This window comes from Kitasatospora sp. NPDC094015 (assembly GCF_040304075.1).
In the GTDB taxonomy this organism is placed as follows: domain Bacteria; phylum Actinomycetota; class Actinomycetes; order Streptomycetales; family Streptomycetaceae; genus Kitasatospora.
In genome coordinates this window covers 178,220-202,936 of sequence record NZ_JBEOUL010000009.1, presented here as the reverse complement: position 1 = coordinate 202,936, position 24,717 = coordinate 178,220, and the positions used below count along the sequence as shown (strand labels likewise).

Genomic DNA, 24,717 nt, shown 5'->3' with positions numbered 1-24,717 from the left:
GGAGTGAAAGGTCACACCGTTTCGCGGTACAGCCCCACGTGAACGGGCTCTAACCTTCCCTCATGACGGTCTCGCCCGAAGGGCTCTCCCTGGCCGCCGAGTTCCCGGATGCAAGCCGTGAGCAGTGGCAGCGCCTGGTCGAAGGCGTGTTGCACAAGTCCGGCAAGCAGGACGTGAGCGGCGCGCAGGCCGAGGACGCCCTCGCCACCAAGCTGGCGGACGGCCTCACGGCCCGTCCGCTGTACACCGCCGAGGACGCCCCGGACGGGGCCGGCTACCCCGGCTTCCCGCCGTTCGTCCGCGGCGGCCGCGCGCAGGGCTCGGCCGTCGCCGGGTGGGACGTGCGCCAGCGCCACGCCCACCCCGATCCGCGGGTCGCCAACGAGGCGGTGCTCGCCGACCTGGAGCACGGGGTCGGCTCGCTGTGGCTGGAGCTCGGGCGCGGCGGTGCGCCCGTCGAGGCGCTGCCCGAGCTGCTGAACGGCGTCTACCTGAACCTGGCCGCCGTGGTGCTGGACGCCGGGGCCGAGTTCCCGGCCGCCGCCGAGCGGCTGCTCGCGCTCCTCCAGGAGCGCGGCGTCCCCGCCGAGGCCGCCACCGGCAACCTGGGCGCCGACCCGCTGGGCCTGCTGGCCAGGACCGGCGACGACAGCGCCACCGGCGAGCAGCTGGCCGCGGCCGCCGCGCTCGCGGCCCGGCTGCGGGACGGCCACCCGGGGCTGCGCACGATCGTCGTCGACGCCCTGCCGTACCACGAGGCGGGCGCCTCCCCCGCGCAGGAGCTGGGCTGCGCGCTGGCCACCGGCGTCGCCTACCTGCGGGAACTGACCGCGGCCGGGCTGGCGGTGGACGACGCCGCCGCGCAGCTGGAGTTCCGCTTCGCCGTCGGCGCCGACCAGTTCCTCGGCATCGCGGTGCTGCGGGCCGCCCGCCGGCTGTGGTCCCGGGTCGCCGAGGCCTGCGGGGTCTCCCCCGAGGCCGCCGCCCAGCGCCAGCACGCGGTCACCTCCACGGTGATGATGACCGAGCGCGACCCCTGGGTGAACATGCTCCGCACCACCGTCGCCTGCCTGGCCGCGGGCGTCGGCGGCGCGGACGCGGTCACCGTGCTGCCGTTCGACAGCGCGCTCGGCCTGCCCGACGCCTTCGCCCGCCGGATCGCCCGCAACACCCAGGCGATCCTGCTCGAGGAGTCGCACCTGGCCCGGGTGATCGACCCGGCCGGCGGCTCCTGGTACGTCGAGACGCTCACCGACGAGCTGGCCCGGGCCGCCTGGTCCTGGTTCCAGGAGATCGAGCGGGCCGGCGGCCAGCGCGCCGCCCTGGCCTCCGGGCTGATCGCCGACCGGATCGGCGACACCTGGGCCCGGCGCTCCACCGCGCTGGCCCGCCGCCGCGAACCGATCACCGGCGTCAGCGAGTTCCCGAACCTCGGCGAGCGGCCGCTGGTCCGCGAGCCCGCCCCGGCCCCGCTCACCGGCGGCCTGCCCCGGGTCCGCCGCGCCGAGGCGTACGAGGCGCTGCGGACCCGCTCCGACCGCCACCTGGCGGCCACCGGCAGCCGGCCACGGGTGTTCCTGGCCGCGCTCGGGCCGGCCGCCGCGCACACCGCCCGGCTGACCTTCACCGCCAACCTGCTGCAGGCCGGCGGCATCGAGACCGTGGTGGGGCTCGGCACCGACCCGGCCGCGCTCGCCGAGGCGTACACCGCCGCCGGCGCCGGACCGGCCGCGCTCTGCTCCTCCGACGCGCTGTACGAGGAGCACGCCGAGCCGGTCGCCGCGGCGCTCAAGGCCGCCGGCGCCACCCGGCTGCTGCTGGCCGGCCGACCGGCGGCCGACCGCGAACCGGCCTGGCGGCAGGCCGGCGTGGACGAGTTCGTCGCCGCGGGCGGCGACGTGGTCGCGCTCCTCACCTCCCTGCTCGACCTGATCGGAGTGGCCCGATGATCCCCGATTTCACGGAGATCGGACTCGACCCGCAGTCCGCCCCCGCGGCCACCGGCGAGCAGTGGCGGGCGGCCTGGCAGCAGGCCACCGGCAAGGACGTCGAGGAACTGCTCTGGGAGACCCCGGAGGGCATCGGCGTCAAGCCGCTGTACGCCGCCGAGGACCTGGCCGGCCTGGACTTCCTGGGCACCTACCCGGGCATCGCCCCGTTCCTGCGCGGCCCCTACCCGACCATGTACGTGAACCAGCCGTGGACGGTCCGCCAGTACGCGGGCTTCTCCACCGCCGAGGAGTCCAACGCCTTCTACCGGCGCAACCTGGCGGCCGGCCAGAAGGGCCTGTCGGTCGCCTTCGACCTGCCGACCCACCGCGGCTACGACAGCGACCACCCCCGGGTGACCGGCGACGTCGGCATGGCGGGCGTGGCGATCGACTCGATCTACGACATGCGCCAGCTGTTCGACGGGATCCCGCTGGACCGGATGTCGGTGTCGATGACCATGAACGGCGCGGTGCTGCCGATCCTGGCGCTCTACATCGTGGCCGCCGAGGAGCAGGGGGTGGCGCCGGAGAAGCTCGCCGGGACCATCCAGAACGACATCCTCAAGGAGTTCATGGTCCGCAACACCTACATCTACCCGCCGCAGCCCTCGATGCGGATCATCTCCGACATCTTCGCGTACACCTCGCAGAAGATGCCCCGGTACAACTCGATCTCCATCTCCGGCTACCACATCCAGGAGGCCGGGGCCACGGCCGACCTGGAGCTGGCCTACACCCTGGCCGACGGCGTGGAGTACCTGCGGGCCGGCCTCGGCGCCGGGCTGGACGTGGACGCCTTCGCGCCCCGGCTGTCGTTCTTCTGGGCCATCGGCATGAACTTCTTCATGGAGGTCGCCAAGCTGCGCGCGGCCCGGCTGCTGTGGGCCAAGCTGGTCAAGCAGTTCGACCCGAAGAGCGCCAAGTCGCTGTCGCTGCGCACCCATTCGCAGACCTCCGGCTGGTCGCTGACCGCCCAGGACGTGTTCAACAACGTCACCCGCACCTGCGTGGAGGCGATGGCCGCCACCCAGGGCCACACCCAGTCGCTGCACACCAACGCGCTGGACGAGGCGCTGGCGCTGCCGACCGACTTCTCGGCCCGGATCGCCCGCAACACCCAGCTGATGCTCCAGCAGGAGTCGGGCACCTGCCGGGTGATCGACCCCTGGGGCGGCTCCGCCTACGTGGAGAAGCTCACCCACGACCTGGCGGCCCGCGCCTGGCAGCACATCCAGGAGGTCGAGGCGGCCGGCGGCATGGCCAAGGCGATCGACGCCGGCATCCCCAAGCTCCGGGTGGAGGAGGCCGCCGCCCGTACCCAGGCGCGGATCGACTCCGGCCGCCAGCCGGTGATCGGCGTCAACAAGTACCGGGTCGCCAACGACGAGCAGATCGACGTGCTCAAGGTCGACAACTCCTCGGTGCGCGCGCAGCAGATCGAGAAGCTGCGCCGGCTGCGCGCCGAGCGCGACGAGGAGGTCTGCCAGGCCGCGCTGCGGGCGCTGACCCGCTCGGCGGAGGCCGGGGCCAAGGGCGGCGGTTCGCTGGAGGGCAACCTGCTGGCGCTGGCGGTGGACGCCGCCCGGGCCAAGGCCACCGTCGGCGAGATCTCGGACGCCCTGGAGAAGGTCTACGGGCGCCACTCCGGCCAGATCCGTACCATCTCCGGTGTGTACCGCGACGAGGCAGGACCGTCCACCGGGGTCGAGCGCACCCGGGCGCTGGTCGAGAGGTTCGAGCAGGCCGAGGGCCGCCGCCCGCGCATCCTGGTCGCCAAGATGGGCCAGGACGGCCACGACCGCGGCCAGAAGGTGATCGCCACCGCCTTCGCCGACCTGGGCTTCACGGTCGACGTGGGCCCGCTGTTCCAGACCCCGGCCGAGGTCGCCCGGCAGGCCGTGGAGGCGGACGTGCACATCGTCGGCGTCTCCTCGCTGGCCGCCGGACACCTCACCCTGGTCCCCGCGCTGCGCGCCGAACTCGCCGCCGCCGGACGGGAGGACATCACCATCGTGGTCGGCGGCGTGATCCCCCCGCAGGACTTCGACGCGCTGTACGAGGCGGGCGCCGCGGCGGTGTTCCCGCCCGGCACGGTCATCCCGGACGCGGCCTACGACCTGCTGAAGGCGCTGGCCGCCGACCTCGGCCACGAGCTGTGAGCCGCTGAGCCGATGCCGCCGCGGACGATCGACCTCGACGCCTACGTCAAGGGCGTGCTGGACGGCTCGCGCGCCTACATCGCGCGGGCCATCACCCTGGTGGAGTCCACCCGGCCGGACCACCGCGCGCTCGCCCAGCGGCTGCTGGTCGAGTTGCTGCCGCACGCTGGCAAGGCCGTGCGGATCGGCATCACCGGTGTCCCGGGGGTGGGCAAGTCCACCTTCATCGAGGCCTTCGGCACCATGCTGACCGCCGCCGGCCACCGGGTCGCGGTGCTCGCCGTCGACCCCACCTCCAGCCGCACCGGCGGCTCCATCCTGGGCGACAAGACCCGGATGGAGCGCCTGGCGGTCGACCCGAACGCCTTCGTCCGGCCCTCCCCCACCTCGGGGACGCTGGGCGGGGTGGCCCGGGCGACCCGCGAGTCGATGGTGGTGATGGAGGCCGCCGGCTACGACGTGGTGCTGATCGAGACCGTCGGGGTCGGGCAGTCGGAGACCGCCGTGGCCAACATGGTCGACTCCTTCCTGCTGCTCACCCTGGCCAGGACCGGCGACCAGCTGCAGGGCATCAAGAAGGGCGTGCTGGAGCTGGCCGACCTGGTCGCGGTCAACAAGGCGGACGGCCCGCACGAACGGGACGCCAAGGCCGCGGCCCGCGAACTCGCCGGAGCGCTAAGGCTGTTGCAGGCCCCGGACGCGGTCTGGACGACCCCGGTGCTGACCTGCAGCGGCCGGGACGGCAGCGGCCTCGACGAGCTCTGGGACCGCCTGCAGCAGCACCGCCGACTGCTGGAGGCCGCCGGGCTGCTGGCCGCCAAGCGGCGCGCCCAGCAGGTGGACTGGACCTGGTCGATGGTCCACGACCAGCTGCTCTCCGCCCTGCACGAGCACCCCGAGGTCCGCCGCCTGACCCCCGCCCTGGAACAACAGGTCCGCGAGGGCACGCTGACCGCCACCCTGGCCGCGGAAGCCGTCCTCGCAGCCTTCCGACAGCCCCCACCCGAGCCGGGCCCGCCGGGCTCGTAGGCGCTTGTCGGGGCGCGCCGGACACGCTTCGGGCGGACTTCCGGCGGGCGGGCCCGGGGCGGGGCATTCTGGGGGGAGTGCCCCGCCCGCCCGGCCGAAGGAGCGCCCATGACCACGCCCCGCACCGTCCCGTCCTGGCTGTCCGACGCCGTGCTGTACCAGGTCTACCCGCAGAGCTTCGCCGACTCCGACGGTGACGGGATCGGGGACTTCGCCGGCCTCACCGCCCGGCTGGACCACCTGGCCTGGCTGGGCGTGGACGCGATCTGGCTGAACCCGTGCTTCGCCTCGCCGTTCCGCGACGCCGGGTACGACGTGAGCGACTACCTGACCGTCGCGCCGCGCTACGGCGGGGCCGAAGCGCTCGCCGAACTCACGGAGCAGGCAGGCCGGTTCGGCATCCGGGTGCTGCTCGACCTGGTCGCCGGACACACCTCCGACCAGCACCCGTGGTTCCTGGCCGCCGCCGAGGACCCGGCCGACCACCGGTACATCTGGGCCGACCACCCCGCCGAGCGCTTCGTCGCCTCCCCCGGCAGCCGCCCCGGCTGGTACCTGCCGAACTTCTTCGACTTCCAGCCGGCGCTCAACTTCGGCTACGCGCGCACCGATCCGGCCGAGCCCTGGCGCCAGCCGGTGGACGCCGAGGGCCCGCGGGCCAACCGGGCCGCGCTGCGCGAGGTCATGGCGCACTGGCTGGGCCTGGGCGTGGCCGGCTTCCGCGTCGACATGGCCTCCTCGCTGGTCAAGGACGACCCCGGCAAGGTGGAGACGGGGCGGCTGTGGACCGAGCTGCGCGGCTGGCTGGACCGGCGGTACCCGCAGGCGGCGCTGCTGGCCGAATGGGGCGACCCGGCCCGGTCGGTGCCGGCCGGGTTCCACGCCGACTTCCTGCTCCAGTTCGGCGGCGACACCGACGGCCGCCCGCTGCGCTCGCTCTGGCAGAACGGCGCCGGTACCGACCAGGACGGCTGGCCGGCCGAGCCCTGCTACTTCGACGCCGACGGCAAGGGCGACTTCACCGTCTTCCTGGACGCCTGGCGCGCCGCCGACCGGGCCGTCGGCAGCGCCGGCCGGATCTCCCTGCCCACCTCCAACCACGACTTCTCCCGGCTGGCCTGCGGCCCGCGCACCCGCGACCAGCTCGCGCCCGCCTTCACCTTCCAGCTCACCTGGCCGACCCTGCCCGCCATCTACTACGGCGACGAGATCGGCATGCGGTACGTCCCGGGCCTCCCCGACACCGAGGGCAGCACCCTCGGCCCGCGCTACAACCGGGCCGGTTCGCGCACCCCGATGCAGTGGGAGGCCGGCCCCGGGGCCGGCTTCTCCACCGCCACCAACCTCTACCTCCCGCTCGACCCCGCCGCCGACCGCCCCGACGTCGCCACCCAGCGCGCGGACGAGACCTCCCTGCTGCACCTGGTCCGCCGGCTGATCGCGCTGCGCCGCTCCCGCCCCGGACTCGGCGCCGGGGGCGCGGTGGAGGTGCTGCACACCGGCTACCCGCTCGCCTACACCCGCGCCGACCGCTTCCTGGTCGTGGTCAACCCCCGCCGCGAGCCGGCCGAACTCACCCTGCCCGTCCCGACCCCCGCCCGCGAACTCCTCGGCAGCGGCGTGCAGTTCACCGGCGACCGACTGCGGGCCGACGGATTCTCGTACGGCGTCTTCGAACTCTGACCACGGTGGTGGCAGTGGCGGTGGCCGCAACCATCGCATGATCGACTCGTTGGATGATCTGCAGCGCCCCACCCCGGGCGCTGCCCCTGCGAGCCGCCCCCACCGGGAGTCGATCCGATGGACCGTCAGATACTCCGCCGTGCCGTCGCCGCCTCGACCGGCGTCCTGGGGCGGGGCGCCGGCGGTCGGGCCACGGGCGGCCTCGGTGACGCCGAGGCCGCGCTGGTGCGCCACTACGGGCGGCTGGCCAGGATCGCGTACCTGATCCTGCCGGCCGGCCCGGACCGCAGGCGGCGGCTGCTGACCGCGCACGGCGTGGTCCAGCGGGCACTGCCGGCGCGCGGCGCCGCGGTCACCGGCGACCCGGCGGCGGTCTACGCGGCACTGCGGGTGCGGGTGGTGCGCGGCGCGCTGGCCGCGGCCCGCCGGCCGGGCCCCCGGCTGCTGCCCCGGGTCTGGGGCCTGCGGCTGTTCACCGCCGACGGCACCGCGGCCGAGCTGGCGGTCGACCGGGCGCTGACCGAGCTGTCCCCGGCCGGCCGGGCCGCGTACGCGCTGCGCCGGGCCGAGCAGCTGCCGCCCGAGGAGTGCGCCCGGGTGCTCACCGCCGCCGGGGTGCCGGAGGCCGGCGGGGCGCTCCGCCAGGCGGACCGGTTGAGCGCGGAATCACCGTTGCCCGCCGACGAGTTGACCGGATCGGCCCGGTTCGACCCGTGCACCGTCCGGGTCCGCCCCGGCGATCTGCTGCGGCGCCGGCGGACGGCCCGGCTGGCCGTCTGCGGCGTACTGGTCCTGGCGGCCGGCGCCACCTGGGCGCTGCCGCTGCCGGACTCGTCCGACCGGGCCCCGGTCACCCGCACCTCGAACGACCGGGCCTCGAACGACCGGGCCGGCACCCCCGACCGGACGCGGGCGCTGCGGGCCGCCCCCGACCTCTGGCAGCGCACCGCCCGGCTCGACCTCTCGGCGTGGCCCGCCCGCGGCGACCTGCTCGGCGACCAGGACCTGATCGGCCGGGCCCTGGACGCCTGGCGCACCGGGCACCTCCAGCTGGAGCCGGGCACCCGGCCGGGACCGCCCGGCGAATCGCCGCAACTGCTGTACGCCGGGCGGGTCGGCGGGGCGGCCGTGGTGCTGCTGTACGACGGCGGCCGGCTCGGCCGGTTCACCGACGGCCCGGCGGGCGGCCTGCTGTTGGCCCGGGCGGACGACTCCGACGTGGTCACCGGCGCCGCGGTGGTGCTGCGCCGCGAGGGCGCCGGAACGCGCTTCCTGCTGGCGCCGTGGGTGGAGAGCGTGGAGAGCCGGCTGCTGCGCCAACCCGACTCCCCCGCACGGTCGGTGGACCGCACCGACGGCGTGACCGTCCCGGTGACGACCGGCGCGGGCGGGGCGGTCGCAACGGCGGGGACGACAGCGGCGGCAGGGGCGGGCGGAGGCTGCCTGGACGGCGCGGTGCTCCAACTCCGTTCGTCCCGGACGGTCGCCGAGAAGCACGCCTTCCTGCTCGCCGACCTCGGTGGCCTGCTGCCGGCCCATCTGACCTACACCCCGCTGCCGCAGCAGGGCGAGGCCCGCTCGCCGCGCGAGGCCACCGGCACCGACGCGCTGGTCACCTGGGCCCGTACCGCCTGCGCCGTGCCGGAGCGGGCGCCCGGCGTGAAGTCCCTCAACGCCTGGGCGTTCGCCCAGCAGGCGCTGCCCCGGCAGGCCGGGTCCGCCACCTGGGTCTGCCTGCGCACCGACCGGTGGAACGGCACCGGCTCGGCCGCCACCGAGCTGCTGCTCCCCGCCGCCCGGCCGGACGAGCCGGCCCGCCGGACCGCCCTCGCCGAGGGCCGCGGCTGCAGCCGGTACGACCAGCACACCGTCGGCTGGACCAGGTGGCGCTCCCCAGACGGCCACGACTACCTGCTCGCCGCCGGCAGCCGCCGGGTCACCCGGATCACCGTCACCGGCCCGCGGGGCGACGCGGAACATCCCGCCCCGGACCGCACCCTGGCCCTGGAGAACCCGCCCGCCGACCCGGTCACCGTGGCCGCCGTACTGGACGACGGCACCCGGATCTCGCCACTCGCGGACCGGCCCACCGGCGCCTCCACGCCGTAACGCGGCGGCGCTCCGGCCCGCCGGCCGTCAGAGCGCCGCGCGGGCCAGCCGTCGCGCGCCGGCCCGGATCCGCTCCGGGCCGAGTTCCGACAGCAGCGCACCGACGTGCTCGCCGGCCAGCGTGGCGAGGACGGCGTGCGCGGCGTACTCGGGGTCGGCGGTGCCGGCCAGCAGGATCGTCAGGTGGCGGTGCCAGAAGCGGTAGGCGCCGATCCGGTAGCGGGCGCCGGGGCTGGCGGTCTCGGACATCCGGACCAGCGCCAAGTGCTCCAGCAGGTAGTCGACGTAGGCGTCGACGAAGGCGTCCAGGCGCCGCTCGGCCGGGGCGCCGGGCCCGAGCGGGGGCGGCCCGTGCAGCACGGCCTCCTGGAGCACCCGCTCGCGGGCGTCCAGCAGGGCGGCCGCCAGCCCCGCCTTGTCGCCGAACCGGCGGAACAGCGTGCCCTTGCCGACGCCCGCGGCCGCGGCCACCTGGTCCATCGAGACCGCCTCCACCCCGTGCTCGGCGAAGAGCCGGCCGGCCGCCTCCAGGACGGCGATCCGGTTGCGGGCCGCGTCGGCACGCTCCTTGGGCGGTGGGGTCCGCAGCAGTTCCAAGGGCATTGCAGAACCGGACTGCGGTCCGTTACTGTCGTGAGTCACAAGAGGACTGTAGTCCGAATTCCTTGGAGGCACTGCCATGACCGCACTCATCACCCGGGACGAACTGGCCGCGGCGATCGCCGACGGCGTCGTCACCGTGCTGGACACGCTCGGCGGCGAGTACTACGCCCAGCAGCACCTGCCCGGCGCCGTCGCCCTGGTCCGCGCCGACGTCGACGCCCAGGCGCCCGCACTGCTCCCGGACCGGGACGCCGCGATCGTCACCTACTGCTCCAACCCGGCCTGCCCCAACAGCGGCCAGGTCGCCGACCGGCTCACCGCGCTCGGCTACACCGACGTCCGCAAGTACCGCGAGGGAATCCAGGACTGGGTGGAGGCCGGTCTGCCCGTCGAGACCGCCTGAGCCCCGCGACGGCCTGAGCCTCGCGGCATGAGCTGCGGAACGGGCGGGGGCCGCGGGACCGCCGACGGGCGGGCCGGCGCCCCCGCCCGTTGGCCGCCCGGGCGCACTTCCTGGACGCTGGAGGAGGGACCCGCGCCCGCCGCGGCGCTCCCGCCCGAGCCCCGCACCGCACTGCACCGCACCGGGAGTGCCAGATGACCGACGAGCCCACCACGCGCCCGCTCTGCCTGGTCACCGGCGCCACCGGCTACCTCGGCGGCCGGCTGGTGCCCGGCCTGCTGGCCGAGGGGTACCGGGTGCGCTGCCTGGTCCGCGACCCCGGCCGGCTGCGCGACCAGCCCTGGCGCGGCGCCGTCGGGACCGCCACCGCCGACGTCACCCGCCCGGAGACCCTGGACGGCGTGTTCGACGGCGTCGAGGTGGCCTACTACCTGGTGCACTCGCTCGGCACCGGCCCCACCTTCGAGCAGCGCGACCGCGACGCCGCCCGGGCCTTCGGGGCGGCGGCCGCCCGGGCCGGGGTCCGGCGGATCGTCTACCTGGGCGGCCTGGTGCCGCCGCACGTGCCGGAGCACGAGCTCTCCCCGCACCTGCGCTCGCGCGCCGAGGTCGGCCGGGTGCTCCGGGAGAGCGGCGTCCCCACCGCCGAACTGCGGGCCGCGGTGATCATCGGGTCCGGCTCCGCCTCGTTCGAGATGCTGCGCCACCTGACCGAGCGGCTGCCCGCGATGGTCACCCCGAGCTGGGTGCACACCAGGATCCAGCCGATCGCCGTCCGGGACGTGCTGCGCTACCTGGTCGGCGCCGCCGGTCTGCCGCCCGAGGTCGACCGGGCCTTCGACCTCGGCGGCCCCGACGTGCTGACCTACCGGCAGATGATGCTGCGCTACGCCGAGGTCTCCGGGCTGCCGCGCCGGGTGATCGTCCCCGTCCCGGTGCTCACCCCGCGGCTGTCCAGCCTCTGGGTCGGCCTGGTCACCCCCGTGCCCAACTCGATCGCCCGGCCGCTGGTGGAGTCGCTGCGCCACGAGGTGGTCTGCCGGGAACACGACATCGCGCGCTACGTACCGGACCCGCCCGGCGGCCTGATCGGCTTCGACGAGGCCGTCCGGCTCGCCCTCAAGCGGATCCAGGACGCCGACGTGACCACCCGCTGGTCCTCCGCCTCGCTGCCCGGCGCGCCCAGCGACCCGCTGCCGACCGACCCGGACTGGGCCGGCGGCAGCCTCTACCAGGACCTGAAGGAACGTGAGGTGTCCGCCGCCCCGCAGGCGGTCTGGCAGGTGATCGAGAGCATCGGCGGCGAGAACGGCTGGTACTCCTTCGCGCTCGGCTGGGCGGTGCGCGGGCTGCTCGACCGGCTGGTGGGCGGGGTGGGGCTGCGCCGCGGGCGGCGCGACCCGTCCCGGCTGCGGGTCGGCGACTCGCTGGACTTCTGGCGGGTGGAGGAGATCGAACCGGGCAGCCTGCTGCGGCTGCGCGCCGAGATGCGGTTGCCCGGCCTGGCCTGGCTGGAACTGCGGGTCGACGACAACGGCTGGGGCGGCACCCTCTACCGCCAGCGCGCGCTCTTCCATCCGCGCGGGCTGGCCGGGCACGCGTACTGGTGGTCGGTCGCCCCGTTCCACCGGTTCGTCTTCGGCGGGATGGCCCGGAACATCACCGAACGGGCCCGCGCGCTGCCCTGAGCCGGGCACCGAACCCGGCCGGGGCGGCGGCCGGTTGACCCACCACCCCGCCAACCAGGCACGTTGCCAAGGCCGTTCACCCGCAGGGGTGAGATGAAAATCCGGACCCATCCGGACCGGCCGCCGCACCGAATCCAGGGCGTGAGCAACCAGACGACCGCCGAGCCGGCGCCCGACCGCCGCCCGGGCCGCCTGCGCCGACGCGCCCTGCGCGCGGCCGGCGCCGCGGCGACCGGGCTGGCGGCGGCCGCCGCGGCGGTCGGGGCCGGCGAGCTGGTGGCGGCCTTCACCGGGCCGGACAGTGCCCCGGTGATCGCCGTCGGCTCCGCCGCGATCGACCTGACGCCGACCCCGCTCAAGGAGTACGCCGTCCGGACCTTCGGCACCGACGACAAGCCGGTGCTGCTCGGCGGGATCTACCTGACCATGACGGCACTCGCCGCGCTGGCCGGTCTGCTGGCGGCCCGCCGGCCGGCCGCGGGCGCGGCGGTGTTCGCCGCGTTCGGCGCGGTCGGCGTCTGGGCGGCGCTGTCCCGACCCGCCTCGACGACGGCCGACGCGCTGCCGTCGGTGGTCGCGGGCCTGGTGGGGGCGGTCGCGATGGTGCGCCTGGCCGTGCTGCTGCGCGCGGCGGCCGCCGTGCCCGCGCCGGAGCCGGCCGGTCCGAGCCGGCGCGCGGTGCTGGTCGCCACCGGCGGCACGGTCGCGTTCGCGGCGCTGGCGGGCTTCGGCGGTCGGACGTACTCCGACAGCCGCTACGACGTGAGCGCCGCCCGGGACGCCGTCCGGCTGCCGCCGCCCACCGAGCGGCTGGCCCCGCTCCCGGCGGCGGTCCGCCCCGGCGTGCCGGGCCTGGCGCCGTTCACCACCCCCAACCCGGACTTCTACCGGGTCGACACCGCCCTGACCGTGCCGAGGATCGACCCCCGGCGATGGAGCCTGCGGCTGCACGGCCTGGTCGACCACCCGGTCACGATCAGCTTCGACGAGCTGCTGCGGCGCCCGCTGCACGAGCTGGACCACACCCTGTCGTGCGTCTCCAGCGAGGTCGGCGGCCCGTACGTGTCGACCGCCCGCTGGCTCGGCGTCTCGCTGCCCGACCTGCTCCGGCAGGCCGGCGTCCGGGCCGGCGCCGACCAGCTGGTCGGGCGCTCCCAGGACGGCATGACCATCGGCACCCCGCTGGAGGCCCTGCTGGACGGGCGCAGCGCCCTGCTCGCGATCGCGATGAACGGTGAGGTGCTGCCGGTCGAGCACGGCTTCCCGTGCCGCTCGGTGGTGCCCGGCCTGTACGGCTACACCTCGGCCACCAAGTGGCTGGTCGACCTGGAGGTGACCACCTTCGCCCGGTACGACCCGTACTGGGTGCGGCGCGGCTGGGACCGTACCGGCACCGTGCGCACCGCCTCCCGGATCGAGGTGCCGGCGGCCTTCGCCAAGGTGCCGGCCGGGGACGTGACGCTGGCCGGGACGGCCTGGGCCACCCACCGCGGGATCGCGGCGGTGGAGGTCCGGGTGGACGGCGGGCCGTGGGCCGAGGCCCGGCTGGCCGCCGACGCCGGACCCGACCTGTGGCGGCAGTGGAGCTACGACTGGACGGGGGCCCGGCCCGGCACCCACCGGATCGAGGTCCGCGCCACCGACGCGACCGGCGCCGTCCAGCCGCAGGCCAGAGCCGCCCCCTTCCCCTCCGGAGCCACCGGCTGGCACTCGACGGTGGTCACCGTCACCTGACCCTTCCTCCGAACCCCCGGTCCGTGCCACGGCACCGCCTTGCCCGGACCGTCCGTCTCCACCACCTTCCGACACCTTCCGACACCTTTCGACACCTTCCGATCAAGGAGCACCTCAGATGTCCGTCACCCGCACCCAGTCCCTCGCCGCTCTCCTGGCCGCCGGCGCGCTCGCGTTCGGCCTCACCGCGTGCAGCAGCGACAGCGGGACCTCTTCGAACAGCGCCTCGGGCGCGGCCTCCTCGGCAGCGGCCACGTCGGCGGCGCCCGCCTCCGCCTCCGGTGCCGCCTCCGGTGCCGCGATGGACGCGCCGTTCGGCTCCGCCTGCGCGGCCGTGCCGAAGGACGGTTCGGGCAGCTTCGCGGGCATGGCCCAGGACCCGGTCGCCACCGCCGCCTCGCACAACCCGCTGCTGTCCACCCTGGTCTCCGCCGTCACCGCGGCCGGCCTCGCCGACACCCTCAACTCGGCGCAGAACGTCACCGTCTTCGCGCCGACCAACGACGCCTTCGCCAAGATCCCCGCCGACCAGCTGAAGGCGCTGCTGGCCGACAAGGACAAGCTGACCAAGGTGCTCACCTACCACGTCACCCCCGACCGGATCGCGCCGTCCTCGCTGGCCGGCACGCACAAGACCCTGGAGGGCGCCGACCTGACGGCGGCCGGCTCCGGCTCGGCCTACACCGTCAACTCCAACTCCAAGGTGCTGTGCGGGAACGTGCAGACCGCCAACGCCACCGTCTACATCGTGGACACCGTGCTGATGCCGGCCTCCTGACCGGCGGCCGTGCTGCCGGCCCGCGGCGGCGCCCCGGACCCTGGACCCCGGAGGACCCCGGTCCTCAGGCCAGGGCGGCGCCGCGGGCCAGCAGCAGCACCAGATCGATCCCCGCCACGCCCAGCGCCGCCAGGAACGGCCAGCGGGTGCGCGGCAGCAGCAGCGCCGGCAGCACCAGCAGCGCCGTCGCCGCCAGCGCGGCCCGGCCGGCGGCACCGGGCGGGCCGGGCGGTGCGGTGACCAGGACGGCAGAGGCGGCGCCGAGCAGCACCGCGGCCGCGGCGCCCGCCCGGGCCCGTCCGAGCCGCTGCGGCAGGCCGCGAACCCCGGCGGCCAGATCGTCGTCCAGGTCGGGCAGGACGTTGGCGAAGTGCGCGCCGGTGCCGAGCAGCGCCGCGGCCACCGTCACCCACGACTGCGGCCAGCGGGCGTCGGGCAGGCCGAGCGTGACGAAGGCCGGCAGCAGCCCGAACGCCAGCGCGTACGGCGCCCAGGACAGCACCGTCCGCTTCAGCCCCAGGTTGTAGGCCCAGGCGGCCGCCACGCCTGCCAGGTGCGCCGCCCCGGCGGCCGGGCCGCTCGCCAGCGAAAGCGGTACGCACACGGACAGCGCCCAGCCGGCGGCGCGGCGGACCTGTCCGGTGGTCAACTGCCCGGCCGCGAGCGGCTTGTCCCGGCGGCCGGCGGCCCGGTCACGGCGCTGGTCGATCAGGTCGTTGCTCCAGCCGACCGACAGCTGCCCGGCCGCCACCGCGGCGCCCACCAGCAGGCTGCCGGCCGGGCCGCGCCCGCAGGCCGCGGCCAGCGCCGTCGCGAACCCGGTCACCGCGGCGGCGGGGGCTGGGTGGCAGGCGAGCAGCAGGGTCAGGGCGGTGCGGGTCGGCCCGGTGACGGTCGGCCCCGTGACTGTGGGTCGAGCGGCGGCGGGTGGGGCGGCGGCGGGTGGGGCGGTTGCGGGTCGGGCGGTTGCGGGTCGGGCGGTGTCGTCGGACATCGTCCGATGCTAGGGAGCCCGTGCCCGAACCGGCCGGCGGGACGCGCCCGGTTCAACCGATTGGTGAGGGTATGTCCGACAACCTCCCTATGCTGGGCCGGTGAACCGAATCGTGGCAGTGACGGGCGTGGTGCCCCCGCACCGGTACCGGCAGTCGGAGGTGGCGGACGCGCTCGCCACCGCGCTGCGGTTACCCCCCGACGGCAGCCGGGCGGTCCTCGACCGGGTGCACGCCTCCGCCGGGGTGGAGACCCGCCACCTGGTCCTCCCGCTGTCCGAGTACGCCGAGTTGAGCGGATTCGGGCAGGCCAACGACATCTTCATCGCCGCCGCGCTGGACCTCGGCGAGCAGGCGGTGACCGCCGCACTGGCCGGCTCCGGACTGGCCGCCGACGCCATCGACCTGGTGATCTCCACCTCGGTCACCGGGATCGCCGCCCCCTCCCTGGAGGCCCGGCTGGCCGGGCGGTTGGGACTGCGGCCGGACGTGCGGCGGCTGCCCGTGTTCGGCCTGGGCTGCGCGGCGGGCGCCGCCGGACTCGCCCGGCTGGACGACTTCCTGACCGGTCGCCCCGCCGGGGCGGCGCTACTGCTCTCCACCGAACTGTGCTCGCTCACCCTCCAGCGCTCGGACGGCTCCCCCGCCAACCTGGTGGCCGGTGCGCTGTTCGGCGACGGCGCCGGGGCGCTGATCGCGGTCGGGCCCGAGCACCCCGCCCACCGCACGGCCACCGGCCCGCAGGTGGTGGCCGCCCGCAGCCGGCTCTACCCCGGCACCGAGCACCAGCTGGGCTGGGACATCGGCGACAGCGGCTTCCGGATCGTCCTCGGCGGCGAACTGCCGTCGCTGGTCGGCCTGCACGTGGGCGAGGAGGTCGAGGGCTTCCTCGCCGCGCACGACCTCAAGCCCGCCGACATCGCGGCCTGGATCTGCCACCCCGGCGGCCCGAAGGTGCTGGACGCGATCGCCGGAACGCTCGATCTCCCGCCGTCCGCCCTGGAGTTGAGCCGGCGCTCGCTGGCCGCGGTCGGCAACCTGTCCTCCGCCTCGGTGCTGCACATCCTGCGCGACACCCTCGCGCTGCGCCCGCCGCCGCCCGGCTCGTACGGGCTGGTGCTCGCGCTCGGTCCCGGCTTCGCCTCCGAACTCGTCCTCCTGCGCTGGTAGTCGCCCCATGACCGGATACACCGTCCTGATCCTGCTGGTCGCGCTCGAGCGGCTGGCCGAACTGCTGGTCGCCCGCCGCAACGCCGCCCTCAGCCGCACGCTCGGCGGCACCGAGTACGGGCGCGGCCACTACCCGCCGATGGTGCTGCTGCACACCGCGCTGCTGTTCGGCTGCCTGCTCGAACCGGCGCTCGCCGACCGGCCGTTCCTGCCCGCCCTCGGGTGGCCGATGCTGGCGCTGGCGCTCGCCGCCCAGGGACTGCGCTGGTGGTGCATCGGCACGCTCGGTACCCGGTGGAACACCCGGGTGATCGTGGTCCCCGGGCTGCCGCTGGTCACCACCGGGCCCTACCGGTGGCTGAACCATCCCAACTACCTGGCCGTGGTGGTGGAGGGGTTCGCGCTGCCGCTGGTGCACAGCGCCTGGACCACCGCGCTGAGCTTCACCCTGCTGAACCTGGTGCTGCTGCGGGTGCGGATCCGCTGCGAGGAACTCGCGCTGACCGGCGGCGCCGGCGGCCGGGTGGTGGCGGCGTGATCGACCTGCTGGTGGCCGGCGGCGGGCCGGCCGGGCTGGCGACCGCGATCCGGGCCACCCGGGCGGGGCTGGAGGCGGTGGTGGCGGAGCCCCGGCCGGCGCCGGTGGACAAGGCCTGCGGGGAGGGACTGATGCCCTCGGCCGTCCGGGCGCTCGACGAACTCGGGGTGAGCGTGCCGGGTCGGCCGTTCCGCGGGATCCGCTACCTGGACGCCCGCGGTGGGGCCGCCGCCACCGCCGAGTTCCGCACCGGCCCCGGGCTCGGGGTGCGGCGGACCGTCCTGCACGCGGCACTCGCCCGGCGGGCCGAGGAACTCGGGGTGCGGGTGCTCCCGGTCCGGATCCGGGAGTTCCGGCAGGACCGCTTCACCGTGACGGCCGCCGGGCTGACCTGCCGCCACCTGGTCGCGGCGGACGGCCTGCACTCGCCGACCCGCCACGCACTCGGCCTGCACCGCCCACCCGATCCGGCCACCCTGGCCCGGTACGGGCTGCGCCGGCACTACGCGGTCGAACCGTGGAGCGACCTGGTCGAGGTGTACTGGTCGGCGCGGGCGGAGGCGTACGTGACCCCGCTCGGGGACGGTCTGGTCGGGATCGCGGTGCTGACCTGCGACCGGGCGCCGTTCGAGGAGCAGCTGGCGCGGTTCCCGGCACTGGCGGCGCGGCTGGCGGGCGCCGTGGCCTGCACCGCCGTCCGGGGCGCCGGACCGCTGCGGCAGGGGGCGCGGGCGCGGGTACGGGGGCGGGTGCTGCTGGTGGGCGACGCGGCGGGCTACCTGGACGCGCTCACCGGGGAGGGCGTCTCGGTGGCACTGGCGTCGGCGGAGGCGCTGGTGCGGTGCGTGGTCGCGGGGCGGCCGGAGCAGTACGAACGGGCCTGGCGGCGGGCCTCGCGCAGCTACCGGCTACTGACGGGCACCCTGTTGTGGGCACGCCGGCAGCCGCTGCTGGCGCCGCGGATCGTCCCGGTTGCGGTGGGGCTGCCGGGGGTGTTCCGGGCGGGGGTCAATCTGCTGGCTTGAGGGGGCGGGGCGGGGCTGGGCGGGGGGCGCGGGGCGGGCGTTCATGGTTGGGCGAGCATTCACGGATGCGTGAACGTTCACGGGGGCGCGATCGCTGACCGCCGTGCGACCGTTTGCGGCGGCGCGAGCGTTCACGTTGCCGTGAATGTCGGCGCCCGTGCGAGCGTTCACGCCAGCGTGGGCGTTCGCCCTCATGCAAACGTTCGCACCGCCGCAACCATTCACGTCGGCGCGAACGTTCACTCCTCCCCCAAGCCTTACCGCTCCGCCGACGTCACCACTCCACCGGCAGCGCCCGCAGGCCGTGGACCACCGACTCGGTCCGCCGCTCCACCTGCTCGAACGGCACGGCCAACCGCAGGCCGGGCAGCCGCCGCAGCAGGGTGGCCAACGCGATCTGCAACTCGGCGCGGGCCAGCGGCTGCCCCAGGCACTGGTGGATCCCGAAGCCGAAGGCGAGGTGCCGCCGGGCGTCCCGGGTGACGTCCAGGGCATCGCCGTCCTCGAACTGCTCGGAGTCCCGGTTCGCCGTCGACAGCATGCACAGCACGCCCTCGCCCGCCCGGATCAGCGTGCCGTCCAGCTCGACGTCCTCCAGCGCCACCCGCGGGACCCCGAGGTGGACGATGGTCAGGTACCGCAGCAGCTCCTCGACCGCGCCCCGCATCAACTCCGGCTGCTCCCGCAGGCGTTCGGCCTGGGCCGGGTTCTCCAGCAGGGCGAGCGTGCCGAGCGCCGTCATGTTGGCGGTGGTCTCGTGGCCGGCGATGAGCAGCAGCAGCCCCATCGACGCGGCCTCCGCCCGGCTGAGCTCGCCGCGGGCGACCAGGCGGCTGATCACGCCGTCGTCGGGTTCGCGCAGCTTGCGGTCGGCGAGGTCGCCCAGGTAGTCGGTCAGCGCCCGCTGGGAGGCTTCGACCCGGTCGGTCTCGGCCGTGATGTCCAGCAGGGTGCGGCTGTGCTCCTGGAAGAAGGCGTGGTCCTCGTAGGGCACTCCGAGCAGCAGGCAGATCACCAGCGACGGCACCGGGAGGGCGAACTCCTGCACCAGGTCGGCCGGACCACCCTTGGCGATCATGCGATCCAGCGCCTCGTCGACGATCTGCTGGATCTGCGGGCGCAGCGCCTCCACCCGCTTGATGATGAAGTCCCCGGTGAGCATGCGGCGTTGCCGGGAGTGCTCGGGATCGTCCAGCCGGAGGAAGGTCGGGGTGGTGCGGCTCACCAGTTCGCGGCGGCCGGGCGTGAGGAACGGGAAGCCGGGCAGCCGGGCATCGGCGCTGAACCGGTTGTCGGCGAGGACGGCCCGGGAGTGCCGGTAGCCGGTGAGCAGCCAGCACGGGGCGCCGTCCCAGAGCGCGATCCTGGTGATCGGGCTCGCCTCGTGCGCCTCCCGGTAGGCGGGCGGCGGGTCGAACGGGCAACTCCCGTGCGCGGCGGGCACGGTGACGTGCGAGACCGGGCAGGTCGCGGCGGCGCCGGCGGGATCGGGGTCGGCGCCCGGTCGGGCGATGGGGGTGTCGGTGGTCATGCGGCTGTGCTCCTTCCAGACGTGGGTGGAGTCCGGCCGGGCCGGGATCAGCCGGGTTCGCCGTGCGCGGTGATGGCACCGCCGGGGCAGAGCGCGGCCGCCAGTTTGACGTCGGCGGCGAGTTCCGGCCCGGGGCGCTCCTGGAGCAGCTGGACGAGCCCGTCGTCCTCGCCCTGGTCGAACACGGCGGGGACGGTCAGTACGCACTGGCCGGATCCGCAGCAGCGGTCCTGATCGATGGTCACCTGCATGGGGGCACCTCGGTCCGGTGGGGTGAATCGGTTTCGCAAGGCAACTAATTCACCGTAACTCAGCCAGGTCCGCATACGAAGGTCCGTGCGCGCAGCGACACGAGTTGGCCGGAAAGCGCCGACCCTGACGACGGGTCGGGGCGCTCGCGAAAGCGCCGACGGGCGGGTCGGGGCGGCGTCAGTTCACGGGACCGGGAGCGCTGCCGCCCGGGGGTTCCTCGGCGAGCAGTTCCAGGACCGGCAGGGCCGCGAGCAGCGCGTCCTGCTGCTCGGCGGTCAGCTGACCGATCCGTTCGGCGAGCAGCTGGGAGCGTTCCAGCCGGATCCGGGCGATGGTCTCGCGGCCGTGCGCGGTCACCGTGATCAGGGCCGAGCGCCGGTCCTGCGGGTCGGGCTCCTTGGCGATCAGGCCATCGGCGTGCAGCGGCGCCAGGGTGCGGATCATGGACGGCGGGGCGACCCGCTCCCGGGCCGCCAGGTCCACCAGCCGGATCGGGGCGTGCGCCTCGATCCGGGCCAGCGCCGACAGTTGGGCGAAGGTGAGGTCGAGCCGGCTGGAGGCCTGCACCATCTGGCGGTGCAGGCGCGACACCGCCAGGCGCAGCCGCGCCAGGTCGGCCGCGGGCACGGTCGGGTCGTTCGCCATGGGCCGGACGTACTCCTCAGGGTCGCGTGCTGCTCTCCGGCGCCGCCTGCGCCGGGTCGCTGGGAGCCTTCACCGTACCGGGCGCACCGGGAGCCTCGGCCGCAGCGGTACCGGCGGCCGACGTACCGGTGGCAGACGTACCTGCGGCAGGCGTACCGGTGGTGCCCGGGGCGGCCGGCCCGACGGCGGCCACCGGCGCTGCCGCCCTACGGTCCCGCACCAGCGAGGCGAGCGCGCCCAGCAGCGAGAGCGCGATGGCGAACCAGAACACCACGACCAGCCCGTCGTGGAACGGTCCGGCGATCAGCTGCGGGAAGAACTCCCGGCCGGTCAGGGTCTGGGCGTTGCCGGGCGGCAGCTGGGCGAGCAGGTCGGGTCCGAGCAGTTCGCGGACCGGGTTGTAGCCGAGGAAGGCGGCGAACAGCGTGCCGACCGGCGGCAGCGAGGCGATCGAATGGGCGGCCGGGGCCGGCACCCCCTGGGCGGTCAGCCCGCTGTTCAGGCCCTGCGGGAGCGATCCGGCCAGGCCCGCGACCATCAGCGAGAAGAACACGCCGATGGAGAGCACCATGCCGGCGTTCTGGAAGGTGGCCCGCATGCCGGAGGCGGCGCCCCGGGCGTCGGCCGGCACGCTGGACATGATCAGCGAGGTGTTGGGCGCCGCGAACAGGCCGCCGCCCAGACCGTTGAGGAAGATCAGGAACGCGAACCAGCCGTAGTCGAAGTCGGTCGGCAGGAGCAGCAGCCCGCCGAACGAGACCGCCATCACCGCCAGCCCGCCGGCCGCGAACAGCCGGGCGCCGTACTTGTCGGAGAGGTGCCCGGCCACCGGGCCGGCGACCAGGAAGCCGATGGTCAGCGGGATCATGTAGATGCCGGCCCAGAGCGGGGTGGACTCGTACTGGTAGCCGTGCAGCGGCAGCCAGATGCCCTGGAGCCAGATGATCAGCATGAACTGCAGCCCGCCGCGGGCGATCGAGCCCAGCAGGGTCGCGGCGTTGCCGCTGGTGAAGGTCGGGTCGCGGAACAGCCGCAGCGGGAACATCGGTTCCGCCACCCGCCGCTCGATCAGGCAGAACAGCGCCAGCACGGCCGTGCCGCCGATCAGGCCGGCCAGCACCCAGGGGTTGGTCCAGCCCATGGTGTGCCCGCCGTACGGCTGGATGCCGTAGGTGATGCCGGCCAGCAGGGCGGTCAGCCCGACGGCGAAGGTGAGGTTGCCCCACCAGTCGATCCTGGCCGGCCGGCGCAGGCCGGTGTCGCGCAGCGAGCGGTACGCCCACAGGGTGCCGAGCAGGCCGATCGGGACGTTGACCCAGAAGATCGAGCGCCAGTTCCACTCGGCGAGCACGCCGCCGAGCACCAGACCGATGAACGAACCGGCGATCGCGGCCACGATGTTGACCCCGAGCGCCATCCCGCGCTGACGGGCCGGGAAGGCGTCCGTGATGATCGCCGCGGAGTTGGCCATCAGCATCGATCCGCCGACCGCCTGGGCCACCCGCCAGGCGATCAGCCAGAGCGCGCCGCCCCCGCCGGAGAGCGGGTCGAGCGAGAGCGCCACCGAGGTCAGGGTGAAGATCAGGAATCCGGCGTTGTAGATCCGCACCCGGCCGTAGATGTCGCCGAGCCGGCCGAGCGTGACCACCAGCACGGCGGTGACCAGCATGTAGCCCATCAGCATCCAGAGCAGGTAGCTGACGTTGCCGGGCTCCAGCGGGTCGAGACCGATGCCGTTGAAGATCGCCGGGAGCGAGATCAGCACGATCGAGCTGTTGATCGTCGCCACCAGCGTCCCGAGCGTGGTGTTCGACAGCGCCACCCACTTGTACCGCGGATGCTCCTGCGCCACCGCGCCCATGCCGACCTCCAAGTAGTTAGTTGTTCTTAGCTAACTATCTGCCGGGAAGGTCCGGCCCCGCAAGGGCCGTCTCGCATCGCGGAGCACGGGACCGCGCCCTGACCGGATGGGCTCAGCCCTCGGCCCGCCAGCGGTAGCAGAGCTCCGGGCGGCCCACCTGGCCGTACTGCGGTTCGCGAACGGCCAGCCCGGCGTCCACCAGGTGCTCCAGGTAGCGGCGCGCGGTGATCCGGGAGACGCCCGCCGCCGCGCCGGCCGCTGCGGCGGACAGCCCGGCCGACGCCTCCCGGAGCACCCCCGCCACCGTCTCCAGGGTGGGCGCGCTCAGGCCCTTGGGCAGCGCGGCCGGCTCGGGGGTGCGCAGCAGCGCCAGCGCCTGGTCGACCTCGTCCTGGCCGGTGGCCTCGCCGGTGCGGCCGAGGGTCCGCCGGTAGCGGGCGTAGCCGTCCAGCCGGTCGGTCAGGGCCGCGGCGCCGAACGGCTTGAGCAGGTACTGCACCACCCCGGCGGACACCGCCTGGCGGACCATCGTCAGATCGCGGGCCGAGGTGACCGCGATGATGTCGCTGCCGTGGCCGGCCGCCCGCAGGGTGCGGCACAGCCGCAGGCCGTGGCCGTCCGGGAGGTAGAGGTCGAGCAGGATCAGGTCGACCGGGCTGCCCCCGGCCCGCGCCCGCTCCAGCCGGCGCAGCGCCTCGGCGCAGGTGTACGCGGTGCCCGCGACCCGGAAGCCGGGCGTGCGCTCCACGTACAGCGAGTGGGCGGCGGCCGCCACCGGGTCGTCCTCGACCACCAGCACCGAGATCACCCGGCCACCTCCACGCCCCGGGAACCCCCGAACCCGGCCCGCCCGGGTACGGCCTGTGCGGCCACGGCCCGCCCGGGTACGGGCTGCGCCGGTACCGCCCGCGCGGGCGCCGGCGGGCGGCGCAGCGGCAGCCGCACGGTGAGCACCGCGCCGCGCTCGCGGCCGAGTTCGACGGTGCCGCCGTTGCGACGGGCGGCCTGGGCGACCAGGGCGAGACCGAGGCCGCGGCCGTGCTGCTTGGTGGTCCAGCCGCGCCGGAAGACCTCCTCGGCGGCCTGCGGGTCGATGCCCGCGCCGGTGTCCGCGACCCGCAGCAGCAGTTCCGTGCCGTCGGCGCGCGCGGTGACGGTGACCTCGGGCGGGCCCGGGTGGCGGGCCGCGTTCTCGATCGCGGCGTCCACGGCGTTGTCGATCAGGTTGCCGAGCAGGGTGACCAGGTCGCGCGGTGCGAGCTCGACGGGCAGCACGCCGTCGTCGATCCGACTGTCCTCGGTGAGCACCAACTCGACCCCGCGCTCGGCGGCCTGGGCCGCCTTGCCGAGGAGCAACGCGGCCAGCACCGGTTCGCCGACCGCCGCCACCACCCGGTCGGTGAGCTGCTGGGCCAGCGCGAGTTCCGCGGTGGCGAACTCCACCGCCTCGCGGTGGCGGCCGAGTTCGATCAGCGAGACCACCGCGTGCAGCCGGTTGGCGGCCTCGTGGGCCTGCGCGCCGAGCGCCTCGGCGAAGCCCCGCACCGAGTCCAACTCGCCGGTGAGCCCCTGGAGTTCGGTGTGGTCGCGGAGGGTCACCACGGTCCCCAGGCCGGGGCCGATCGCCGAGGTGTTGAGCAGGACCACCCGGTCGGCGGTGAGGTGGACCTCGTCCCGCACCGGCGTGGGGGCCAGCAGGGCCCCGACCAGCGAGTCCGGCAGCCCCAGGGCGTCCACCGCGGCGCCCTCCGACCCGCCCGGCAGGCCGAGCAGTTCACGGGCGGCGTCGTTGCAGAGCAGCACCCGGTGCGCGCCGTCCAGCAGTACCAGCCCCTCGCGCACCGAGTGCAGGGTGGCCTGGTGGTAGTCGTAGAGGTGGCTGAGTTCGGCGGCGCCCATGCCGTGGGTGTGTCGGCGCAGTCGGGCGCCGACCAGGTAGGTGCCGAGTCCGCCGAAGGCCAGGGCGCCGACGGCGACCGCGGTCAGCGCGAGGATCGGCCCGCGCAGCTGGTCGCTGATCGCCTCGACCGTGATGCCCGCACTGACCAGCGCCACCACCCGCCGCTGGTCGTCGAGGACCGGCGCGACCACCCGGACCGAGGGCCCCAGCGTGCCGGTGTAGGTCTCCGGGAAGACGTGCCCGGCGAGCGCCTGGTCGATGTGGCCGAGGAAGGGCTTGCCGATCTGGGCCGGGTCGCGGTGCGCCCAGCGGATGCCGTGGGTGTCCATCACGGTGACGAAATCCACGCCGGTGTCCTGCCGGACCTGTTCGGCGTACGGCTGGAGTACCGCGGTGGGGTCCGGCCCGACGGCCGCCGCCCGTACGGTCGGCGAATCGGCGACGGCGACGGCAGCCGCGCGGACCTGGCGCAGCGCGGCGCTCTCCGCCCGGTCGGCCGTGAAGAGGTAGGCCAGCACCGCGCCGCCGGCCACCACGGCCGTCACGATCACGATCTGCACCGCGAACAGCTGACCGGCCAGGCTGCGCAGCCTGCGGCGCGCGGGGCGGCTCGGGTGCGGGGTCAT

At 75.2% G+C, this 24,717-nt stretch carries 20 protein-coding genes; 12 read left to right on the top strand and 8 right to left on the bottom strand.

Features of this window, described 5'->3' with window-relative positions:
- Nucleotides 1-62 precede the first annotated feature (62 nt).
- The 5 genes from ABT014_RS14700 (at nucleotide 63) to ABT014_RS14680 (ending at nucleotide 8,971) form a co-directional block, all read left to right on the top strand.
- A complete protein-coding gene (locus ABT014_RS14700; protein WP_350639097.1) occupies nucleotides 63-1,949 on the top strand; it encodes a methylmalonyl-CoA mutase family protein in 1,887 nt (628 codons plus the stop codon).
- The gene (gene scpA, locus ABT014_RS14695) at nucleotides 1,946-4,150 is read left to right on the top strand and encodes a methylmalonyl-CoA mutase (RefSeq protein ID WP_350639096.1); all 2,205 of its coding nucleotides are present in this window, start codon (nucleotides 1,946-1,948) and stop codon (nucleotides 4,148-4,150) included. Before ABT014_RS14700 ends, scpA begins: the two co-directional genes overlap by 4 nt.
- A 12-nt stretch (nucleotides 4,151-4,162) precedes the next feature.
- Complete coding sequence (meaB, locus tag ABT014_RS14690; RefSeq protein ID WP_350639095.1) at nucleotides 4,163-5,179, top strand: methylmalonyl Co-A mutase-associated GTPase MeaB; 1,017 nt, start codon at nucleotides 4,163-4,165, stop codon at nucleotides 5,177-5,179.
- A 108-nt stretch (nucleotides 5,180-5,287) separates the two neighbouring features.
- Entirely contained in the window at nucleotides 5,288-6,862 is a 1,575-nt protein-coding gene (locus ABT014_RS14685; RefSeq protein ID WP_350639094.1) for an alpha-amylase family glycosyl hydrolase, read from the top strand.
- A 117-nt stretch (nucleotides 6,863-6,979) separates the two neighbouring features.
- Entirely contained in the window at nucleotides 6,980-8,971 is a 1,992-nt protein-coding gene (locus ABT014_RS14680; RefSeq protein ID WP_350639093.1) for a hypothetical protein, read from the top strand.
- Nucleotides 8,972-8,998: 27 nt separating this feature from the next.
- Here ABT014_RS14680 and ABT014_RS14675 read toward each other — a convergent pair whose 3' ends face one another.
- On the bottom strand, nucleotides 8,999-9,574 hold the full coding sequence (locus tag ABT014_RS14675; RefSeq protein WP_350639092.1) for a TetR/AcrR family transcriptional regulator: 576 nt from the start codon (nucleotides 9,572-9,574) through the stop codon (nucleotides 8,999-9,001).
- Between the two features lie 76 nt (nucleotides 9,575-9,650).
- On the opposite strand from ABT014_RS14675, the gene ABT014_RS14670 reads away from it, so the two are divergent.
- The 4 genes from ABT014_RS14670 to ABT014_RS14655 all read left to right on the top strand — a co-directional run bounded on the left by ABT014_RS14670 (nucleotide 9,651) and on the right by ABT014_RS14655 (nucleotide 14,177).
- Nucleotides 9,651-9,977, top strand: a complete 327-nt coding sequence (locus tag ABT014_RS14670; RefSeq protein WP_350639091.1) for a rhodanese-like domain-containing protein — start codon at nucleotides 9,651-9,653, stop codon at nucleotides 9,975-9,977.
- Between the two features lie 194 nt (nucleotides 9,978-10,171).
- The gene (locus tag ABT014_RS14665; protein ID WP_350639090.1) at nucleotides 10,172-11,665 is read left to right on the top strand and encodes an SDR family oxidoreductase; all 1,494 of its coding nucleotides are present in this window, start codon (nucleotides 10,172-10,174) and stop codon (nucleotides 11,663-11,665) included.
- A 141-nt stretch (nucleotides 11,666-11,806) separates the two neighbouring features.
- A complete protein-coding gene (locus ABT014_RS14660) occupies nucleotides 11,807-13,399 on the top strand; it encodes a molybdopterin-dependent oxidoreductase (protein ID WP_502894972.1) in 1,593 nt (530 codons plus the stop codon).
- Nucleotides 13,400-13,517: 118 nt separating this feature from the next.
- A complete protein-coding gene (locus ABT014_RS14655; RefSeq protein WP_350639089.1) occupies nucleotides 13,518-14,177 on the top strand; it encodes a fasciclin domain-containing protein in 660 nt (219 codons plus the stop codon).
- A 64-nt stretch (nucleotides 14,178-14,241) separates the two neighbouring features.
- On the opposite strand, the gene ABT014_RS14650 is transcribed toward ABT014_RS14655, so the two are convergent.
- The gene (locus ABT014_RS14650) at nucleotides 14,242-15,171 is read right to left on the bottom strand and encodes a UbiA family prenyltransferase (RefSeq protein WP_350639088.1); all 930 of its coding nucleotides are present in this window, start codon (nucleotides 15,169-15,171) and stop codon (nucleotides 14,242-14,244) included.
- A gap of 100 nt (nucleotides 15,172-15,271) precedes the next feature.
- Here ABT014_RS14650 and ABT014_RS14645 point away from each other — a divergent pair, with 100 nt between their 5' ends.
- The 3 genes from ABT014_RS14645 to ABT014_RS14635 are packed head-to-tail and all read left to right on the top strand — an operon-like array spanning nucleotide 15,272 to nucleotide 17,902.
- Nucleotides 15,272-16,339 (top strand): type III polyketide synthase, encoded by a 1,068-nt coding sequence (locus ABT014_RS14645; protein ID WP_350639087.1) that lies wholly within the window; start codon nucleotides 15,272-15,274, stop codon nucleotides 16,337-16,339.
- 7 nt (nucleotides 16,340-16,346) lie between these two features.
- Nucleotides 16,347-16,877, top strand: a complete 531-nt coding sequence (locus ABT014_RS14640) for an isoprenylcysteine carboxyl methyltransferase family protein (protein ID WP_350639086.1) — start codon at nucleotides 16,347-16,349, stop codon at nucleotides 16,875-16,877.
- Nucleotides 16,874-17,902: an NAD(P)/FAD-dependent oxidoreductase gene (locus ABT014_RS14635; protein ID WP_350639085.1), complete on the top strand. Its 1,029-nt coding sequence runs from the start codon at nucleotides 16,874-16,876 to the stop codon at nucleotides 17,900-17,902. Before ABT014_RS14640 ends, ABT014_RS14635 begins: the two co-directional genes overlap by 4 nt.
- A gap of 274 nt (nucleotides 17,903-18,176) precedes the next feature.
- Here the strand turns inward: ABT014_RS14635 and ABT014_RS14630 are convergent, their stop codons facing one another.
- The 6 genes from ABT014_RS14630 to ABT014_RS14605 form a co-directional block, all read right to left on the bottom strand.
- Nucleotides 18,177-19,433 (bottom strand): cytochrome P450, encoded by a 1,257-nt coding sequence (locus ABT014_RS14630; RefSeq protein WP_350639084.1) that lies wholly within the window; start codon nucleotides 19,431-19,433, stop codon nucleotides 18,177-18,179.
- Between the two features lie 47 nt (nucleotides 19,434-19,480).
- A complete protein-coding gene (locus tag ABT014_RS14625; protein ID WP_350639083.1) occupies nucleotides 19,481-19,684 on the bottom strand; it encodes a ferredoxin in 204 nt (67 codons plus the stop codon).
- A gap of 178 nt (nucleotides 19,685-19,862) precedes the next feature.
- Nucleotides 19,863-20,330, bottom strand: coding sequence for a MarR family winged helix-turn-helix transcriptional regulator (locus ABT014_RS14620; RefSeq protein WP_350639082.1), 468 nt, complete (start codon nucleotides 20,328-20,330; stop codon nucleotides 19,863-19,865).
- Between the two features lie 16 nt (nucleotides 20,331-20,346).
- Entirely contained in the window at nucleotides 20,347-22,191 is a 1,845-nt protein-coding gene (locus ABT014_RS14615) for an MFS transporter (protein ID WP_350639081.1), read from the bottom strand.
- A 112-nt stretch (nucleotides 22,192-22,303) separates the two neighbouring features.
- Nucleotides 22,304-22,999: a response regulator gene (locus ABT014_RS14610; RefSeq protein WP_350639080.1), complete on the bottom strand. Its 696-nt coding sequence runs from the start codon at nucleotides 22,997-22,999 to the stop codon at nucleotides 22,304-22,306.
- A complete protein-coding gene (locus tag ABT014_RS14605) occupies nucleotides 22,996-24,717 on the bottom strand; it encodes a sensor histidine kinase (protein ID WP_350639079.1) in 1,722 nt (573 codons plus the stop codon). The genes ABT014_RS14610 and ABT014_RS14605 overlap by 4 nt, the downstream gene beginning before the upstream one ends.

Coding starts and splice junctions, on each gene's coding strand:
- scpA (WP_350639096.1), top strand. CDS start 1,946: ATGATCCCCGATTTCACGGAGATCGGACTCGACCCGCAGTCCGCCCCC.
- ABT014_RS14630 (WP_350639084.1), bottom strand. CDS start 19,433: ATGACCACCGACACCCCCATCGCCCGACCGGGCGCCGACCCCGATCCC.
- ABT014_RS14700 (WP_350639097.1), top strand. CDS start 63: ATGACGGTCTCGCCCGAAGGGCTCTCCCTGGCCGCCGAGTTCCCGGAT.
- ABT014_RS14620 (WP_350639082.1), bottom strand. CDS start 20,330: ATGGCGAACGACCCGACCGTGCCCGCGGCCGACCTGGCGCGGCTGCGC.
- ABT014_RS14625 (WP_350639083.1), bottom strand. CDS start 19,684: ATGCAGGTGACCATCGATCAGGACCGCTGCTGCGGATCCGGCCAGTGC.
- ABT014_RS14655 (WP_350639089.1), top strand. CDS start 13,518: ATGTCCGTCACCCGCACCCAGTCCCTCGCCGCTCTCCTGGCCGCCGGC.
- ABT014_RS14685 (WP_350639094.1), top strand. CDS start 5,288: ATGACCACGCCCCGCACCGTCCCGTCCTGGCTGTCCGACGCCGTGCTG.
- ABT014_RS14640 (WP_350639086.1), top strand. CDS start 16,347: ATGACCGGATACACCGTCCTGATCCTGCTGGTCGCGCTCGAGCGGCTG.
- ABT014_RS14650 (WP_350639088.1), bottom strand. CDS start 15,171: ATGTCCGACGACACCGCCCGACCCGCAACCGCCCGACCCGCAACCGCC.
- ABT014_RS14615 (WP_350639081.1), bottom strand. CDS start 22,191: ATGGGCGCGGTGGCGCAGGAGCATCCGCGGTACAAGTGGGTGGCGCTG.
- ABT014_RS14665 (WP_350639090.1), top strand. CDS start 10,172: ATGACCGACGAGCCCACCACGCGCCCGCTCTGCCTGGTCACCGGCGCC.
- ABT014_RS14670 (WP_350639091.1), top strand. CDS start 9,651: ATGACCGCACTCATCACCCGGGACGAACTGGCCGCGGCGATCGCCGAC.
- ABT014_RS14680 (WP_350639093.1), top strand. CDS start 6,980: ATGGACCGTCAGATACTCCGCCGTGCCGTCGCCGCCTCGACCGGCGTC.
- meaB (WP_350639095.1), top strand. CDS start 4,163: ATGCCGCCGCGGACGATCGACCTCGACGCCTACGTCAAGGGCGTGCTG.
- ABT014_RS14675 (WP_350639092.1), bottom strand. CDS start 9,574: ATGCCCTTGGAACTGCTGCGGACCCCACCGCCCAAGGAGCGTGCCGAC.
- ABT014_RS14605 (WP_350639079.1), bottom strand. CDS start 24,717: ATGACCCCGCACCCGAGCCGCCCCGCGCGCCGCAGGCTGCGCAGCCTG.